Raw genomic sequence first — 16,399 nt, forward strand, 5'->3', positions numbered from 1 at the left:
TATCCCACAAAGTCCAGTATACAAGCCTCTTATTCCATTCAGGAATTTACTGAAACCGTTTAGTGATTATCCAGGCATAAGCACCAATGCTAGTGTCGACGACATACCGATCAGCATTCGTGTCGTCCTTATGCCCAATTATCTCGATTCCCGTCACCGCCAATCGATCCTGAAACTGCAGAATACCTGGACCGCGCGCAGCGACTGGCCAACCTGGCTGCTGCTGCTCTGCACCTATGGCGCCTGGTGGGCGCTGATCGAATTCGGTTCGGCCATCGGGCGACCGCTCACCGTATTGCTGCTGGTGCCGCTGCTTACCTTGTGGATGTCGCTGCAGCATGAGCTTCTGCATGGCCACCCTACCCGCTGGCGCAGCGTCAACAAGGTCTTGGGCTATGCCCCGCTGGCCGTCTGGTATCCCTACACCCTGTACCGCGACAGCCATCTGGCCCATCACCGCGACGAGACGATCACGCTGCCGCGCCACGACCCGGAAAGCCGATACCTCGATGCCCGGGCCTGGTCAGGCAGCGCGGGGCCCGGCCGGACGCTGCACTGGCTGAACAAGACCCTGCTGGGCCGTCTCTGCGTAGGCCCGGCCCTGGCGCTTGCCGGCCTTGTTCAAGAGCAGTGCGCACGCTTGGTCCGCGGCGAGGCGCAAGCGTGGCTGATGTGGGGCACTCATCTGCTCTGCGTGCTGGCGCTGTGCGGGTTCATCACCGCCCACGGCGTGGCTGTCATCGATTACCTGCTGGCGAGCGTTCTGGCGCTGGCGCTGTCCATGGTCCGCTCCTATTACGAACATCGCCCTGCCGACGCGCCAGAGCAGCGCTCGGTGCTCAACGAGGCGGGCTGGCCCTGGCGCTGGCTGTTTCTCAACCTCAACCTGCACCTGGTGCATCACGACCTGCCGGGGTTGCCTTGGTACTACCTGCCCCGCGTGTACCGCGAGCGCCGCACGGACTGGCTGCAACGCAGCGGACATTTTTTGGTCAATGGCTACAGCGAGCTGTTTCGGCGTTATGCCGTGTCCCCCGTCGACAGTCCTCTGCATCCTCTAGGTCGAGGCACCCAGCCATGAGCGCCGATGTGATCGCTGCACTGCCCATGTATCCCACGCCCGCCGTAATCGGTGAGGCGTACCAGCGCTGGCTGGAGGAAACCCTGCAGTTGCTGGGCACCGACCGCCCCAAGCCCTGGCCGGGTTCACTCGCGGAGCTGTGGCTGCATCCACGACTGTTGTTGGCGCAGACCTGCGGCTTGCCTTTGATCACTGAACTCAAGCATCGGGTCCGTATCGTCGGCCGACCTCATTTCGCGCTACCCGAGGCACAGGCCGGACAACATTGCAGCCTGCTGATCGCTCGCCTCGATGACCCACGGCAGACCCTCGCCGAATTCTTCGATTGCCGGGGCGCCTACAACAGCCTCGACTCCAACAGTGGCATGAACCTGCTACGCCATGCGCTGATCCCCCATGTGCGGGAAGGTCGGTTCTTCAAAAGCGTTCAAGCGACCGGCAGTCATCGCCAGAGCATTGCCCACGTCGCCACAGGCATCGCCGACCTGGCGGCCATCGACAGCGTTACCTTTGCCTACTTGGCTCGCCATGCCCCGAATGAAGTCGCCGGCGTGCGGGTCGTGGAACGCACGGCCAATGCGCCGACATTGCCCTATATCACCAGCCTCCACGGGCCAGAGCCAGGCTTGCTGCGCGAGGCCATGAATGCGGCACTGGCAAATCTGCCAGAGGTTGCGGCAGTGTTGGCTATAACGACCGTGCAGGAAACGGCCTTCGCCGATTACGAAGTATTGCTGGAGTATCGGGACAAGGCGCGGCGGCATATCGGACAAGCCGAGCTGTGGTAGCCTCGCATCGCTTGGGCCGACCCTGGCCGTCAGAAAAAGTACCTTACCGATGCGCCCAGGGTGGTTGATGGCTGAGGCACGATCACCAGGCCGCTGTTGGTGCCATAGGCCACTTCGCTGCCATACCGGTGGGGCTGAAAAGTGCCGTAGACACTGAACTGGTAATCGCTGTAGTCGTAGCTGGCGCGCAGGTCATAGCGCGTGTAGGCAGGCATGGTCTTCCTGCCAGTGCCGACGTAATAGGGAATGCCGCCCAGATGATGAGCATCGGCATTCAATGTAACTTGCCCACCCATGAACCCGTCTCGATACTGAACGCCCGCCTTGTAGGTGTGCTCCGGCACGACCAGTCGCGCACCGATACCCGGCGCCGGGTTGGTGATGACCGCATCGATGATCCGGCCATAACTGATGTAGGTACTGACGGTCGACGTGGCTTGATAGTTGACACTGGTCTCCAGCCCTTTGCGCGTGGTGTCACCTACTTGCTCGTACACACCCGGCGAGGTTTGCACGGTCTCGCTGTCGTTCTGGATGTAATAGAACTCGGTGGTACTGGACAGGCTATCGGTAGGCCGCAGGGTAAAACCCACGTCGTAGGACTTGACCTTGCTGGGGCGCACGCTGCCGTTTATCTGTCCACCCGTGTCCCTGAGCGGAAGCGCACTGCTGCTGCCTGAACTGATGTACTCCGCCGCTGGGGAGCGGAAACCCTGAGCCACATTGGTGAACAGTTCGAGCTGATCGATCGGTGTCCATGCCACGCCGAACCTGGGCGTTGTCACCGAGCTGTTGTAGCCGGTACTGGCGTCTCGAAACTTCAGGTTGTCGATATCGTAGTCGAACCGATCGTGACGGATACCGGCGAGCAACTTGAGCGAATCGATGGGCTTGTACTGGCCCTGCGCGAAGACCCCATAGGTGATGAGGTCCATGTCGAAGTCGTAGTAGAAGTTTTGCGTGGGCTGGAAGTTGCGGTACTGCTGGCGAAAGGCATCGCCTTTGTCGCGACGCACGTCCGTACCGACCATGAGCGATGCCGTGTCTTCATACACGAAGTTATAGGCCAGGCGACCACCGTAGATGTCACGATCATCCTTGCCATAGTTATGTGTGTTCGTACCGTTGGAGATGGCGCGTACGCGCCTGAAGTCTTCGTAATAGGCCGTGTAGTACAGGCCCGCTTCGCCCTCGGCCGGCGACCGATTGAACACGTAGGTATTGCGATTGGCGTTGCCGAAGCCATACAGGTTGTCGGTATCGCGGCGGCCGACGGTGCCCGCCTTCAATGCGGGCAGGCTCAGATAGCCGTCATTCCTGAAGTCCGATTCGTAATGGCTGAACCGCGCCGAGTATTTCGCATCGCCAATGACTTTGGAAAGCTTCCAGAAATAGTTGTCGCGCTGGTTTTCGGCGGCCTTGCGGTATCCGTTGGTCCTGTAGAGGTCAGTCACCAACAGTGACTCGAGGCCTTCATGTTCACCGCCTAGTACCACGTTAGTCCGCTGGCCATCGAAGCTGGCGACATCCACCCCGATGCTGGACGCGACGTCACTGCCGTCCAAGGTTTCGATGTTCACCGCGCCTGCCCGATTCTGATCGCCGTACAGTGCCGACACCGGGCCTTTGATGACGTCCACACGCTTGATCATCTGCGGCGTGAGCCATTCCAGAAATACGGGACCATGCCCTGCCCCGCCCTGACTTGAGGGAATGTTCTGCGGCACCCCGTCCACCGACACCGCCACGTCGGCCCCGTGGGTGCCATTGGTGGCGAACCCGCGCATGCGAAAACCGTTACCGGTGTCCCCCTGATCGATGTTGTTGGCTACCACGCCCGGCACCCGTCGGTAGATGTTGGAGATATCGCGATCCACGTTGAAAGTGCGGATCTCTTCTTCGGTTATCGTCGAGACGGCAGTCGGCAGGCTTTGCGAGGCCGTGCTGATCCGATTGCGCACCAGCGGTTGCGCTATACCCGTGCCGTATCGATCGCCTGAAATCTCGACAAGGCCCAACTCGGTAGGCCCTGGTGGTTCCGACTCCTGTGCCGCCAGCGGCGTGTAGAAACCAACGCTGCCAGTCAGCGCCGCGCCAGCGAATGCCAGGCGCCTGAAGTGATTCGCATATCCGTACATGAATAATTCTGCTTACGTTATGATATAACGTGACAAGCTTACAACCGAAAATGTCTGTTGACCAGAAGCGCCCTACACGATTGCCGTGCTGCACCCGCGATGCCTATCGGCATCGTTCGATGCGCACGGTTCAACCCCTGCAGAACACTTGGGAAAACCCATGAAAATTGCTTTGTCATTGCTTGCCGCTGCAACCCTTCTCAGCGCCCAAGGTGCGTATGCCCATGGTATCTGGACCGAACAACGCTACGGCCAGTTGGACGTCGTCTACGGGCACGGCGCAGAAGACCAGGCCTATGCCGCGGATAAGGTCAAAGGCGCATGGGCCTACGATGAACGCGGACAAATGATCCCGGTGACGGTCGAGAAGCTCGGCGACCACGCGCGCCTGCATCCAGCCGCGCAGCCCGCCGTGCTCGCCGTTGCCCTGGACAACGGTGTCTGGAGCAAGAACGCTCAGGGAGAATCGGTGAACAAGCCCATGGCTGACGTGCCTGGCGCCGTCAGCGCCAGTCACAGCTACAAGTACAGCCTGGCGATCCTGAAAGCACACGCGCAGGTGCCCGACGCGCTGAAATTGGCCATGGTCATTCGGCCGTTGAAAGATCCGAGCGAAGTAGGCGTCGGTAATCCATTACCCGTTGAACTGACGATCGATGGCAAGCCGGCCGGTGGCATCGCCCTGCTCGATGACTACCGAGGCATGTCGGACGCCAGTAGCGTCGTCACCGATGCACGAGGTCGCGCCACCGTCACCGTGCGCAACGCCGGGTTGAACGTCATCGCGGCTCAAGCCAAGGTAGCCGCGGTCGATCGCAAGGACGTTTCAGAGCGCAGCCTCTTCACCTCGCTGACCTTTGTCGGCAAGGCACACCAACACTGAGTCCGCGAGCCGCCCTTCATTTCAACCAATCCAGCGTCATGATCAGGCGGCGCTCGCCAGCCCGTGCCTGCGGCGAGCGATGAATGATTCCGCGCCCTTCGTTGCTCATCCATCGCTCACCCTTGAACAAGGCCACGTCAGCCGCCAGCAGCTTGTGCGGTGCATCCACCGGTTCGGACCCGGCCTGCCCCAGCCCCGCCCTGCGCATCGCACCCTCTTCGAGCCATTCGCTGCCCCGGCCAGCGTACGTCGTGATCAAGCGCACGGAGACCCGATCGACGTGATAACGCGGACACATCGCCTTGTCCAGAATGCGCAGACGCAGGCCGATACGCTCGGCGCCCAATAGGCAACCGTAGGCCTGGATCAACCAGGCAACATCCTCGACGAACTCGGCGTAACCCTCACACTGAGCGAAAGCGGCAGCCAGCCCGACCAGATCCGGGGGCTCTTCCCCCTGTAACTCAATCACTCGCGACTCCGATAGTGGATCGTCACGGCACAACAACGCATCAGTGAAACTCGCGATCGCGGGCGAAAATTGCCGCGTCCAGATGGCCAGGTTTATGTCGTCGCGCAGGATCTCCGCCAGCACGGCGGGCTCGGGCGACTGAATGTAATGGGGGGTGGCGGGCATGGCATACATCGCATCAGTGGAGGATATGAATGGATATAACATAACATATCAATAACCACGCCCATGATCCAACGAGATGTGACAGTCGCGCCGTTGTCACAGCTTTATCACCCAAAGAAGGATGAGCAAGTGAAACAGATTCAAGCAGGCGTGCTCAACGTCGCGTACCGGGACCTTGGCCCAGCCGATGGGCCTGCGGTCGTGCTGTTGCATGGCTTCCCCTACGACATCCGCGCCTACGACGCGGTGGCCGAACGGATCACCGCTGCCGGTTGCCGATGCATCGTCCCCTACCTGCGCGGATACGGGGGCACGCATTTCATCGACGCAAACACGCCTCGCTCGGGTGAGCAAGCAGCCTTGGGGTCGGACCTGCTGGCATTATTGGATGCTTTGAAAATTCCCCAGGCCGTACTTGCCGGCTACGACTGGGGTGGCCGCGCAGCGTGCGTGGTGTCCGCCCTGTGGCCCGAGCGCGTCGTGGGACTGGTCAGTTGCGAGCCGGGCTACAACATCCAGGACATTGCCCATGCGACCCGCCCCGCCGCCCCGCAAGCCGAACAGCGCTTGTGGTATCAGTACTACCTGCACGGCGCCCGTGGCTACGCAGGCCTTGAAGCCGACCGGGATGCCTTCTGCAAGCTGCTGTGGCAACTATGGTCGCCGACCTGGGCATTCACCGATGAGGTGTTTTTAGCCTCGGCGCAGTCGTTCCACACTCCCGACTTCGTCGACGTGGTCACGCACTCCTATCGCCATCGCTTCGGACTGGTCGACGGCGATGCGCAGTACGCGGCCATCGAACAGAGGCTGGCGAAGCAACCCGTCATTGCCGTGCCAACGGTCATCCTGGCCGGTGCTTGCGACGGTGTCACCCCGGTTCAGGATGAGCAGCAGGCGCTACGCCGATTCAGCGCCCCTGTTCGTCGATCAATCCTCGAAGGCGTGGGCCACAACGTCCCGCAGGAGGCACCGGAGGCATTCGCCCGGGCGGTGCTGAGCCTGTCAGGGCCGTGAGGCCCCTACCATGGTGTGGCCCATCGATTGGTGTCGGGTGTCTATTCACTCAAGAGCGTGCGCAGCAGCTCGATCATAGGCTCGACCGCCGGGCTGCTTCGATTGGGTGCCTGCACCAGATGCAATTGCCTTGACGCCACGGAATCATCCAGATCGCGAACGACTATATCCGCCCTGCAGGTGGTGGTGGACAGTTTCGGTGCAAGCGCCACGCCCAACCCTGCAGCGACCATTGCCTGGGTTTCCTGATAGTCGTTGGCCAACAGGGCGATGCGTGGCGTGAACTTGCACTGGGCAGCGGTGCGGTGCAGCAGCTCGGTGATTTCATGACCATCGGACCGGCACACCCAAGCCTCCTTGGCGAGCTGAGCCAGGTTCAGAGGTCCTGCCTCCTGCGCCATTGCGTGCCCTGCTGGCAGCAATACCACCGTAGGGTCCGTGCGTAGCTGCAAGGTCGACCCAGGTTCGTTCAGCCACGGGTATGTCCAGGTAATGGCCAGATCGAGCTCACCCGAGCCGATGAGTTGACGCAACGCCACCAGACGCGTGCTGCGCACATCCAGGGTGATGGTCGGATGCCGCGCCCTGAACTGCATGACAATTCGCGGCAACAATGAAGACCCCAGCGTCGGAAACACCCCCAGCGACAGGTGGCCGGCGCGGCCTTCGGCAACACTGCGCAGTTCCGTCTCGAGCTGCGCCATCTGTGCCTCGATCAGGTTGACCCGGCGCATGACCCGCTCCCCGGCATCGGTAAGCGCCATGCCATGGGGTCGACGCTCGAACAGTGGCAGCCCGATGACGCTTTCCACACGCTGTACCGTTTGAGAAACCGCGGAGGGGGTCAGGTGCAAGCTGCGTGCGGCAGCGGTCATCGAGCCGACTCTGCCGACTTGTGCCACCACTCTGAGTTTTTCGATATCGAGCTTCATGGAAAGAGCCTATTAGCTATTAAGCCAGACTTCAATCTGTGTTTAGCATTTGTCGTTAGGCTTAACGACCTGGCGTTGATATCTTTTTATCAAGCGCTGCAGTTCTCGTCAGCAGCACTACCCAGACACAATAAAAACAAAAGGCACCGCTCATGAACCCACGACACAACCTGGTCTCGCAGACAGATCACTGCCTGCCCCATCCGCCCGTCCCCTTTGTTGTTCCTGTCCCATTCGACGCCTGCTGAGGAGCACCAACATGTTGGCTCTCCTCGGTTTTGCCACCTTGGGTGTGTTCATGCTGTGCGTCATCCGCAAATGGATGACGGCCTTCGTTGCGATCATAGTCGTGCCAGCATTTTTCCTGCTGTTTACCGGCCAGGGCGCACAGCTGGGCGAAATGATCGCCGCCGGCATCAAGACGGTAGCACCCACTGCCGTGTTGCTGTTGTTCGCCGTGCTGTATTTCGGCTTGATGATGGATGCGCGCTTGTTCGATCCGCTATCGCGACTGATCATCCGCATATCCAAAGGCGACCCAGTCAATATCTGCGTGGGCACCGCCGTCCTCGCCTGTCTGGTCGCCCTGGATGGCGACGGAACCACCAGCTACATGATCATCTGCTCGGCTTTCCTGCCGCTCTACAAAAGGCTTCACATCAACCCGTTGATCATCGCGACCATCGCCACCATGGCGCTGGGTACCGTGTCCGGGACGACCCCTTGGGGCGGTGCTGCAACACGGGCCGTCAGTATCCTGCACCTGGACGCCAGCGAGTATTTCGCGGCAATGCTCGGCCCGATGATCCTGTCCTGCGCCTTCGTCTGCCTCATTGCCTACGTGCTGGGGCGCAAAGCGCGCAAGGCAATCGATCCGCAGCACAGTGCGCAGGTTTCAGCGCAGATCATCGCCGAGAGCTGCCAGGTCGAGCACGCCGCCAACTGGCGGACGGCATTGAACGCTGCACTGACCGTCCTGCTGCTGGTGTGCCTGGTCTTGGGTGTAGCCAACCTCATGGTGTTGTTCATCGCCGGTTTCGTCATCGCACTGTTCGTCAATGTGCCACAAGCTGCCGACCAAGGCGCTGTCATTCAGCGGCATGCAGCAAGTGCCGTGCCTGTGGTGATGCTGGTATTAGGCGCAGGGGTCTTCACGGGGATTTTGACTCAAACCGGCATGACCACGGCGATGGCCGAAGCCTTCGTGGGCAGTCTGCCCAGCCACCTCGGCTCATTGATCCCACTGGCCACCGCGCTGATCGGCATCCCCCTGAGCTTCTTCATGGCCAACGACGCGTACTTCTTTGGCATCGTGCCGGTACTGGCGGAAATGGCCGCGCGCTACGACATCCCTGCCATGGAGATCGCTCGTGCCGCCGTCATCGGCCAGATGGCCCATTCGATAGGCCCGGCCTCGGCGCCCTTGTGGGCCTTGCTCGGCATCATCAAGGCAGACCTGGGCGACTTCCAGAAATTTGCCTGGAAATGGGTGCTGCTGGCATCGCTGGCCTACATGACTTTTGCCGTCCTGACCGGGGCAATCTCCGTCTCCAGGTAGATCCCGCTCTGCATGGCGAATTTGACTCCATCCCGGCAATGCGGCCTTGAACGAGGTACCGACACGCCTGGTCGATACCTCCCTTCACGATTGGACTCACAATGAAACTGACCTCTGCCATCGCAGCACGCACCTGCAGTCTGACCTTCGAGCACTTATCCCCACAGGCCTTATGGAATGCCAAGCTCGCCATCCTCGACACCGTGGGCTGTGCCTTGGCAGGCGCACGTGAACCCGTGGTGCACACGCTGCTGCAGACCGGGGGACTGAACACCTTCGGCGCAGTACCGGTACTGGGCAGACACGAACGACTGGACCCGCTGTGCGCGGCCCTGGTCAACGGTGCTGCGGCCCATGCGCTGGATTTCGACGACGTGAACATCGCCATGGGCGGGCACCCTACCGCGCCGATCCTGCCGGCCTTGTTGGCCTTGGCTGCAGAAGGGGGACACACCGGCCGCCAGCTGTTGCTGGCTTACGTGGCCGGCTTCGAAACGCAGGCACGCCTGGCACAGAGCGTCAATTTTCATCACTACGACAAGGGCTGGCACCCAACTGCCACCTTAGGCGTGTTCGGCGCAGCTGCGGCCAGTGCTCGGTTGCTTGGCCTCGATGAACAGCAGACCTCGATGGCCTTGGCGCTGTGTGTGTCGTTGGCCTCGGGTGTCAAGGCCAACTTCGGCACCATGGCCAAGCCCTACCACGTCGGCCATGCCGCCAGGAACGGCTTGATGGCAGCGCTTTTGACCCGCAACGGTTTCACCGCAAGCCTGGATGCCTTCGAACATCGCCAAGGTTTCTTCGAAGTGTTCAACGGCCCCGGAAACTATACGCCAGCACTGGCATTGCAGAATTGGGCTGCTCCCCTGGACATCGTGGAGCCAGGTATCGGCATCAAGCTCTACCCCTGCTGCGACAGCACACACACCAGCCTCGATGCCTTGTTCACGCTGCGCCGTGACCACCCTTTCGAGGTTCGCGACGTTGCAGGCATCGAGGTTTACCTGCATCCACTGCGTCTGACCCATGTCGACCGCTCTCTGCTACGGACCAGCCTGGATGCCAAATTCAGCGTGCAATATTGCCTGGCCCGCGCCCTGATCGACGGCCGCATCGTACTTGACAGCTTCAGCGAAAACGCCTTCAACGACGCCGAAGCGCTGGCGCTCATGCAACGCATACATGCCCTGCCTCACCCCACCCCGTCTCTGGCCAGACGGGGCAACTACCTGACCGACTTGCACATTCGATTGCACGATGGGACGCGGCTGACCGTGCGAGCGCACAGTCCGGCCGGCAGGACCGCCGACCAGCCAGCCCCTCTGGAGAGCATCATGACCAAGTTCAACCACAACGCGGCCAAGGCCTTGGATACGCAAGCCGTTGCAACCTTGAGCGATACCCTCATGCGCATGGAGCAATTGCCCCGCGCCGAGGTGATCGGCGATCTTTGCGCGACGCGTTGAACGTCGGTAAAACGCCAAGTGCGTCCTGGGGCAGGTAGTGCAGAACACGGGGCCGAATATATGCACTCGCCCATGTGCACTCGAGGGGCATCCACTTGGACACCGCTGCTGCATTCCCTGTATTGACCGCTCAACCAATGCGAAAGAAAATCTTGCCCAGCATCAGCAGGCTTACGCAAACACAGAGCACAGAGAACATCTGCTGCAAAAGCCGTGCAGGTAGGGTCGGCGCCACAAGGCGGCCGCCAATCATGCCGACCAGTGCCGATACGGTGAACACGGCGCCTGCCGAGGAAAACTTCATACCCTGGCTGAACAGATGGCCCAAGGTACCCAGTGACACCAGTGCAACCACCATCAGTGAAGTGGCCACGACGCCATGCATGCGCACGTCGCTGAACGTTCGAAAGGCGGGAACGATGAAAAACCCTCCCCCGACTCCCAGCAAGCCGGTCAGGAACCCCGAAGTCGCGCCAATCGATGCCAGCGTCGCCAGGCAGCGGGCATTCCAATCGAGTTTGCCCGTTGCAGGGTCGAGCATACAGTTGCGCTGCAGCGCGCCCTGGGCCTCATCGTCGCGTCTGGACTGCAGGTACATTCGACACGCTACAACCAACATGACCAGCGCAAACACTGTCGTCAATGCTGTACCGGGTACGCGCGCGGCCACGTGAATCCCCAGAGGAGCTGCCACCCATCCGGCGGCTGCCATGGTGGCTGCTGCCTTGTAGCGTACCAGGCCCTGGCGCAACCCCTGCAGCGCGCCGATCGAGGCGGCGCTGCCAACCGCCAGCAACGCGATGGGCGTGGCTTGGGTAATCGACCAACCCAGTCCGAGGGTCAGGGCCGGAATCGCCAGAATGCCACCACCTGCCCCGGTGAGCCCCAGCACCAGACCGACACAGGCCCCCAATATGAATGTCAGCATCAGGTCACTTCGAAGAGCAGGCGGTGAGCCACTCACGCCCCTTGAGCATGCCGTTCCAATAGAACCACGGTAGCAATCGGACCTTGAGGAACCAGGCCGACCTGCGCGCGATGGTCGGATCCATCGGGAACGTAGGTAGCAATTTTCCGCCATAGCCAAACTCGGCCAATATGACCTTGCCGTTCTCGACGGTGAGCGGACACGAACCGTAGCCGTCATAACGTCGAGGCAGCTCACGGCCTTTGCGCAGTGCGATGAGGTTGTCTGCGACCACGACTGCCTGCTTGCGCGCAGCCGCTGCGGTTTTGGCGTTACTGGTGCCGCAGACATCCCCCAGGGCAAATATTTCAGGGTAGCGCGGGTGCTGCAACGTGGCTGGATCGACCTCCAGCCATCCGGCCTTGTCGGCAAGCTCGCTGCGGCGAATCACATCCGGCGCTTGCTGCGGTGGCACGACGTGCAGTACATCGAAGTGTTTTTCCACGCGCGTCACGTTTCCGGCCGTGTCTGTCACATCGAACCATGCGGTCTTGCTCGGGCCATCGACCCTGACCAGATTGGACTGGAAGGCGAGTTTTGCGCCGTAGGCTTCGACATACTTCATCAGCGGGGCGACGAACGTGGCAACCCCGAACAGCACGGGAGCTGCCAGGTTGAACTCGACCGAAATCGACTGCAGCACGCCCTCCTTGCGCCAGTGATCACAGGACAGGTACATCGCCTTCTGCGGCGCGCCCGCGCATTTGATCGGCATGGGAGGCTGGCTGAACAAGACCTTCCCACTGCGCAGCGAGCGAACCAGTTCCCAGGTATAAGGGGCCAGGTCGTGACGGTAGTTCGACGTCACGCCGTTCTTGCCGAGGGTGTCTTCAAGCCCTTGGATTTCTTCCCAGGCCAGTTGCAGACCCGGGCAGACGATGAGTTGCTGGTACGCCAGCTCGCTGCCGTCGCTGAGCAACACCAGCTTGCGGTCTGGGGCGAAGGCCGACACCGACGCTTTGATCCAGCATGCACCTTGAGGAATGACGCTTTGCATGGGGCGGACGGTGGCATCGATGGGGTAAGCGCCCCCGCCCACGAGCGTCCAGGCGGGCTGATAGTAATGTTCGGTGCCAGGTTCGACGATCGCAACGCGCAAAGACGAATCTCGCTTGAGCAGACCGGCCGCAACGGTGATACCGGCAGAGCCTGCGCCCATGACCACTACATCGTACTGCTGGGTCGGGGGGCTGCCTTTGGTTGCCGCCTCGTACAGCTTGGCGGACCGATTGCCGGTGCGGCAGTAGGCAAGCACCGGCTTGGGCAACTGCTCCAGAAGCGCGTTCAGCGCTTGAGCCTGTGCTGGCGTAGCACCGGAGCTCGCTACGGGTAGATATCGGAACTCCAGCCCCGACGCGACAGCCGCTCGTTGCATGGCCTGGTGGCTGGGTTGCTCAGCCCCACCTTCATCGTCAGGGCGATTGCAGATCAGGCTGGCGAACCCTTGAGCCCGCACCTCAGGCACATCCTGCGGATCAAGTTGGCCCGCCACCGAGAACGATGCGTCTATTCGCTTTATCACTTGCTCCATTACAAACCCCGGGCATAGCCAACGTGTGAGAGTTCCAACAACGCGCCCCGGCCGAGCCACGCGAGGTGCGATGGCGCAGCGACGAGCAACGGGTCATGCAGAGGCTTACTTCTTCAGCGCCTGGCCACAGTAAAGTCCCGACAGGGTCTGCATCAGCGAGACCACCTCGAAGCTGGCCAACGAGTAGTAGATGTACTTGCCCATTCTGCGGGTGTTGACCATTCCTTCGTCGCGCAGCACACCCAACTGCTGCGACAGCGTCGGCTGCCTGATCCCGGACAGTGCCTCCAATTCCCCTACGTTTCGCTCGCCCTGGGTCAATTGGCACAGCAGCAACAGACGGTCTTCGTTCGCCAAGGCCTTGAGCAAGGCACACGCCTTGGACGCGGAATCGCGCAACAGACCGATTTCTTCGGTGGACAATTGAGCAGTCATGGAAAGCCCCGATGGTTGACCGGTCGACAGTCTACGATTGAATAGTATATGTTTCAATATAGTGTAATGACGTGAATCGAAGAGGTTGCCCGATGACGGCTCAGATAGAAGGTTTCTACGACACCGCCACCTCCACGGTGAGCTATGTCATTTTCGAAGCGTCAGGAGGGCCATGTGCAATCGTGGATCCAGTGCTGGATTACGATGCCAAAGCCGGGCGGATCGGCACCGATAACGCCGACCGTATCATCGCCTTCGTGGACAGCCACGGGTTGCAGGTACAGTGGCTGCTGGAAACACACGCGCATGCCGATCACCTGTCGGCCAGTGCCTACCTCAAAGGCAAGCGCGGCGGCAAGATCGGCATCGGTGCGCAGATCACCGTCGTGCAGGGCGCGTTTCGGGATATCTACAATCTCGAGCCCGACTTCCTGCTGGATGGCTCGCAGTTCGACACATTGTTCGAAGCGGATGAGATCTTCCACATCGGCAACATACCGGTGCAGGTTATGCACGTGCCTGGCCATACGCCTGCGGACGTCGCCTATCGAGTTGGGGATACGCAGGTCTTCGTCGGCGATACGCTGTTCATGCCGGATGTCGGCACTGCCCGATGCGATTTCCCCGGCGGGGACGCCGTACAGATGTATGGCTCGATCAAACGGCTGCTGAGCCTACCCCCCCAGACCACACTGTTCATGTGCCACGACTATCCTCCTGCCGACAGGGAAGCGTCCTGGATCACCACCGTTGCCGAGCAGCGCGCGAACAACATTCATGTCGGTGACGCGTCCGATCTTGAATCGTTCGTACGCATGCGCACAGCCCGCGATGTCAGCCTGTCGGTCCCGGCGCTGTTGCTGCCGGCGATCCAGGTGAATATCCGCGCCGGGAATCTGCCCCCTGCCGATGAAAGCGGGTTGTGCAGCCTGAAGATTCCTTTGAACAGGTTTTGAGAGGGTTTGTCGTGGTTAGGTAATGGCTCAGTGAGCATGAGCGGAGCTGTTTCATCGCCACCTCGCTAGAAAGTATCGCCGAAACCCATCTCGAAATAGTTGCTCGAATGATTGCCGGACACCCTGTTCAACAATGAGTTGAATACGGCGTTGAAAGGCGTATGCTCGCTCTTAACGAATAACGTTAAGCGTTCAATCCATGATTCGAAGCTTTGCATGCGCCGATACGGAAGCACTTTTCACCACCGGCAGGATAAGGCGCTGGGCAGACATCAAGTCAGTCGCGGAGCGTAAACTGGCCGCACTGCATGCTGCGAAGGAGCTTCGAGACTTGCGCTCACCGCCCGGAAACCGGCTTCACACCTTGGAAGGTGACAGAGCCGGCCAGCATAGCATCAGCATCAGCATCAACATGCAGTGGCGGGTATGCTTCATATGGACCCAGAACGGCCCTGAACACGTTGAGATTGTCGACTATCACTGAGGTGCATCATGTTCAAGAATGGCATGCGTCCCATACATCCCGGCGAGATTCTTCGCGAGGATTTCCAGCACGAAATGGGCTTCAGTGCCGCTGCTCTGGCCCGTGCTTTAGGCGTATCTACGCCGACCGTGAATAACATTCTGCTTGAGCGTGGTGGCGTATCGGCTGACATGGCCTTGCGCTTGGCCGCCTGCCTGGATACCACTGCAGAGTTCTGGCTCAACCTGCAAACAGCGTACGAGTTACGCAAGGCAGAGCTGGAGCATGGAGATGCGATTGCAGCGGTACAGCACCTGGTTGCTTGAAATGAATCCAGATGCCCGCCAAGGGCGGGCTTCAGACAGGCGCAGGCTCTGGCGCTCCTGTTGCGCCGCTGAAAACTCCTGACCCACTCGCCTGCAAACGCTCGGGGATCATCAGTCGCTGCACGGCAGGGATAATGGCTCAGAGCGAGTCCCGGGAGATCCCATTACTCACACGAACGATGTCAGCCATTACAGCCAGGGCAATCTCCGCCGGTGTCTTGCTTCCCAGGCTCAAGCCTACCGGTGCGCTGATACGGCTAATTGCCCGATCGTCCAGAGCGCCGATGCGGCGAACGCGTTCAAGGCGCTTTTCACTGGTACGTCGTGAGCCCATGGCGCCGATGTAGAACGCGGGCGTTCGCACCGCTTCAAGTAACGTCAGATCATCCAGGCGTGGGTCGTGGGTGAGCGCGACAACGGCGGTGCCCGCGTGGCAGCCACCCTTGGCGATGAAGACCGCGGGTAGTTGCTCGATGACTTTCACCCCTTCCACGTGAAACCTGTGGAGCAGCTCGGTGCGCGGATCACAGACAATGACTTCATAGCCCAATGACACGGCGAAACTTGCGCAAAATTCTGCCACAGGCGACAGCCCCGCTATCAATAGCCGCCGCGCTGCGCCAATGCGAATGGCGACCTGCTGGTCGAATACTTCGACGGTTTGACCCTGCGCAGAAGAGGTGTCGAGTGCACGGTCGTCGCTGACCAGAGAAACGTTACGGATGATCCGTTGCTGGCCTTGCAGCGCGTGCAACATCGAGGAAAAGTGCTCGAGTGACTGACAGCCGGGGCCGAACTGCTCAACGAGTACGTCAAGGACGCCTCCACACGGCAGCTCCATTGAAGGCGCCAGACCTCCTTCGCCATATCGGACGATTTGGTTGTCGGGCCCGAACTCGTCACGCGCAAGACGCTCGAGGAAGTCGTCCTCGACACAACCGCCTGAAAGGGACCCGCAAAAACTTCCACTGGCCAGCGCAACCAGCATTGCCCCTGGCCCCCGTGGCGCAGAGCCAAACGTAGAAAGAACAGTGCAAAGCCACACGCACTGCCCCTGTTCAAGCCACTGCTGCCCTTGCTGGACTACTTGGAGGTCAAGGTTGTTCATGGGGCTTACGGTCCACTGTGTTTGCAGAAACCCGAGCGATGAGGTGGGCTGGGAATACCCGATTCAGTATGTGTTGGAGCGACTTTCCAAAGTTGCCCGATCCGCGCGGGTTA

Annotated in this window: 16 protein-coding genes; 9 read left to right on the forward strand and 7 right to left on the reverse strand. The window is 60.5% G+C overall.

Going from position 1 to position 16,399, the window contains the following annotated elements:
- Nucleotides 1–130: 130 nt before the first annotated feature.
- Nucleotides 131–1,081: a fatty acid desaturase gene (locus IFU31_RS15285; RefSeq protein ID WP_192103583.1), complete on the forward strand. Its 951-nt coding sequence runs from the start codon at nucleotides 131–133 to the stop codon at nucleotides 1,079–1,081.
- On the forward strand, nucleotides 1,078–1,869 hold the full coding sequence (locus tag IFU31_RS15290; RefSeq protein ID WP_192103584.1) for a phosphate/phosphite/phosphonate ABC transporter substrate-binding protein: 792 nt from the start codon (nucleotides 1,078–1,080) through the stop codon (nucleotides 1,867–1,869). Before IFU31_RS15285 ends, IFU31_RS15290 begins: the two co-directional genes overlap by 4 nt.
- A gap of 29 nt (nucleotides 1,870–1,898) precedes the next feature.
- On the opposite strand, the gene IFU31_RS15295 is transcribed toward IFU31_RS15290, so the two are convergent.
- Nucleotides 1,899–4,007 (reverse strand): TonB-dependent receptor, encoded by a 2,109-nt coding sequence (locus tag IFU31_RS15295; RefSeq protein ID WP_192103585.1) that lies wholly within the window; start codon nucleotides 4,005–4,007, stop codon nucleotides 1,899–1,901.
- 160 nt (nucleotides 4,008–4,167) lie between these two features.
- Here IFU31_RS15295 and IFU31_RS15300 point away from each other — a divergent pair, with 160 nt between their 5' ends.
- Complete coding sequence (locus IFU31_RS15300; protein ID WP_122712924.1) at nucleotides 4,168–4,890, forward strand: DUF4198 domain-containing protein; 723 nt, start codon at nucleotides 4,168–4,170, stop codon at nucleotides 4,888–4,890.
- A 16-nt stretch (nucleotides 4,891–4,906) separates the two neighbouring features.
- Here the strand turns inward: IFU31_RS15300 and IFU31_RS15305 are convergent, their stop codons facing one another.
- Entirely contained in the window at nucleotides 4,907–5,536 is a 630-nt protein-coding gene (locus IFU31_RS15305; protein ID WP_192103856.1) for a DUF1826 domain-containing protein, read from the reverse strand.
- A 120-nt stretch (nucleotides 5,537–5,656) separates the two neighbouring features.
- Between IFU31_RS15305 and IFU31_RS15310 the strand changes: the two genes are divergently transcribed.
- Nucleotides 5,657–6,544 (forward strand): alpha/beta fold hydrolase, encoded by an 888-nt coding sequence (locus tag IFU31_RS15310; RefSeq protein WP_192103586.1) that lies wholly within the window; start codon nucleotides 5,657–5,659, stop codon nucleotides 6,542–6,544.
- A gap of 41 nt (nucleotides 6,545–6,585) precedes the next feature.
- Here IFU31_RS15310 and IFU31_RS15315 read toward each other — a convergent pair whose 3' ends face one another.
- On the reverse strand, nucleotides 6,586–7,476 hold the full coding sequence (locus IFU31_RS15315; protein WP_122712926.1) for a LysR family transcriptional regulator: 891 nt from the start codon (nucleotides 7,474–7,476) through the stop codon (nucleotides 6,586–6,588).
- Between the two features lie 259 nt (nucleotides 7,477–7,735).
- On the opposite strand from IFU31_RS15315, the gene IFU31_RS15320 reads away from it, so the two are divergent.
- The gene (locus IFU31_RS15320) at nucleotides 7,736–9,034 is read left to right on the forward strand and encodes a CitMHS family transporter (RefSeq protein WP_192057374.1); all 1,299 of its coding nucleotides are present in this window, start codon (nucleotides 7,736–7,738) and stop codon (nucleotides 9,032–9,034) included.
- 101 nt (nucleotides 9,035–9,135) lie between these two features.
- Nucleotides 9,136–10,500 carry an MmgE/PrpD family protein gene (locus IFU31_RS15325; RefSeq protein WP_192103587.1) on the forward strand — a complete coding sequence of 455 codons (1,365 nt, stop codon included), beginning with the start codon at nucleotides 9,136–9,138 and terminating at the stop codon, nucleotides 10,498–10,500.
- Nucleotides 10,501–10,630: 130 nt separating this feature from the next.
- Here IFU31_RS15325 and IFU31_RS15330 read toward each other — a convergent pair whose 3' ends face one another.
- The 3 genes from IFU31_RS15330 to IFU31_RS15340 all read right to left on the reverse strand — a co-directional run bounded on the left by IFU31_RS15330 (nucleotide 10,631) and on the right by IFU31_RS15340 (nucleotide 13,433).
- On the reverse strand, nucleotides 10,631–11,428 hold the full coding sequence (locus IFU31_RS15330) for a sulfite exporter TauE/SafE family protein (protein WP_192103588.1): 798 nt from the start codon (nucleotides 11,426–11,428) through the stop codon (nucleotides 10,631–10,633).
- Between the two features lie 4 nt (nucleotides 11,429–11,432).
- A complete protein-coding gene (locus IFU31_RS15335) occupies nucleotides 11,433–12,998 on the reverse strand; it encodes a bifunctional protein tyrosine phosphatase family protein/NAD(P)/FAD-dependent oxidoreductase (RefSeq protein WP_192103590.1) in 1,566 nt (521 codons plus the stop codon).
- Nucleotides 12,999–13,103: 105 nt separating this feature from the next.
- A complete protein-coding gene (locus tag IFU31_RS15340; RefSeq protein ID WP_122478691.1) occupies nucleotides 13,104–13,433 on the reverse strand; it encodes an ArsR/SmtB family transcription factor in 330 nt (109 codons plus the stop codon).
- A gap of 92 nt (nucleotides 13,434–13,525) precedes the next feature.
- Here IFU31_RS15340 and IFU31_RS15345 point away from each other — a divergent pair, with 92 nt between their 5' ends.
- From IFU31_RS15345 to IFU31_RS15355, 3 genes are all read left to right on the forward strand, one after another.
- Nucleotides 13,526–14,389, forward strand: a complete 864-nt coding sequence (locus IFU31_RS15345) for an MBL fold metallo-hydrolase (protein WP_192103592.1) — start codon at nucleotides 13,526–13,528, stop codon at nucleotides 14,387–14,389.
- Between the two features lie 199 nt (nucleotides 14,390–14,588).
- Nucleotides 14,589–14,873, forward strand: coding sequence for a type II toxin-antitoxin system RelE/ParE family toxin (locus IFU31_RS15350; protein ID WP_192103594.1), 285 nt, complete (start codon nucleotides 14,589–14,591; stop codon nucleotides 14,871–14,873).
- Nucleotides 14,874–14,881: 8 nt separating this feature from the next.
- Nucleotides 14,882–15,178: a HigA family addiction module antitoxin gene (locus IFU31_RS15355; protein WP_192103596.1), complete on the forward strand. Its 297-nt coding sequence runs from the start codon at nucleotides 14,882–14,884 to the stop codon at nucleotides 15,176–15,178.
- Between the two features lie 139 nt (nucleotides 15,179–15,317).
- Here IFU31_RS15355 and IFU31_RS15360 read toward each other — a convergent pair whose 3' ends face one another.
- Nucleotides 15,318–16,286, reverse strand: coding sequence for an XdhC family protein (locus IFU31_RS15360; protein ID WP_122478698.1), 969 nt, complete (start codon nucleotides 16,284–16,286; stop codon nucleotides 15,318–15,320).
- Between the last annotated feature and the right edge of the window lie 113 nt (nucleotides 16,287–16,399).

Source organism: Pseudomonas sp. CFBP 13602 (assembly GCF_014842725.1).
Taxonomy (GTDB): domain Bacteria; phylum Pseudomonadota; class Gammaproteobacteria; order Pseudomonadales; family Pseudomonadaceae; genus Aquipseudomonas; species Aquipseudomonas baltica.

Bases quoted from the DNA above. Each gene is read 5' to 3' on its own strand.
- IFU31_RS15285 (WP_192103583.1), top strand. From the start codon at position 131: ATGCCCAATTATCTCGATTCCCGTCACCGCCAATCGATCCTGAAACTG.
- IFU31_RS15290 (WP_192103584.1), top strand. From the start codon at position 1,078: ATGAGCGCCGATGTGATCGCTGCACTGCCCATGTATCCCACGCCCGCC.
- IFU31_RS15295 (WP_192103585.1), bottom strand. From the start codon at position 4,007: ATGTACGGATATGCGAATCACTTCAGGCGCCTGGCATTCGCTGGCGCG.
- IFU31_RS15300 (WP_122712924.1), top strand. From the start codon at position 4,168: ATGAAAATTGCTTTGTCATTGCTTGCCGCTGCAACCCTTCTCAGCGCC.
- IFU31_RS15305 (WP_192103856.1), bottom strand. From the start codon at position 5,536: ATGTATGCCATGCCCGCCACCCCCCATTACATTCAGTCGCCCGAGCCC.
- IFU31_RS15315 (WP_122712926.1), bottom strand. From the start codon at position 7,476: ATGAAGCTCGATATCGAAAAACTCAGAGTGGTGGCACAAGTCGGCAGA.
- IFU31_RS15320 (WP_192057374.1), top strand. From the start codon at position 7,736: ATGTTGGCTCTCCTCGGTTTTGCCACCTTGGGTGTGTTCATGCTGTGC.
- IFU31_RS15325 (WP_192103587.1), top strand. From the start codon at position 9,136: ATGAAACTGACCTCTGCCATCGCAGCACGCACCTGCAGTCTGACCTTC.
- IFU31_RS15330 (WP_192103588.1), bottom strand. From the start codon at position 11,428: ATGCTGACATTCATATTGGGGGCCTGTGTCGGTCTGGTGCTGGGGCTC.
- IFU31_RS15335 (WP_192103590.1), bottom strand. From the start codon at position 12,998: ATGGAGCAAGTGATAAAGCGAATAGACGCATCGTTCTCGGTGGCGGGC.
- IFU31_RS15340 (WP_122478691.1), bottom strand. From the start codon at position 13,433: ATGACTGCTCAATTGTCCACCGAAGAAATCGGTCTGTTGCGCGATTCC.
- IFU31_RS15345 (WP_192103592.1), top strand. From the start codon at position 13,526: ATGACGGCTCAGATAGAAGGTTTCTACGACACCGCCACCTCCACGGTG.
- IFU31_RS15350 (WP_192103594.1), top strand. From the start codon at position 14,589: ATGATTCGAAGCTTTGCATGCGCCGATACGGAAGCACTTTTCACCACC.
- IFU31_RS15355 (WP_192103596.1), top strand. From the start codon at position 14,882: ATGTTCAAGAATGGCATGCGTCCCATACATCCCGGCGAGATTCTTCGC.
- IFU31_RS15360 (WP_122478698.1), bottom strand. From the start codon at position 16,286: ATGAACAACCTTGACCTCCAAGTAGTCCAGCAAGGGCAGCAGTGGCTT.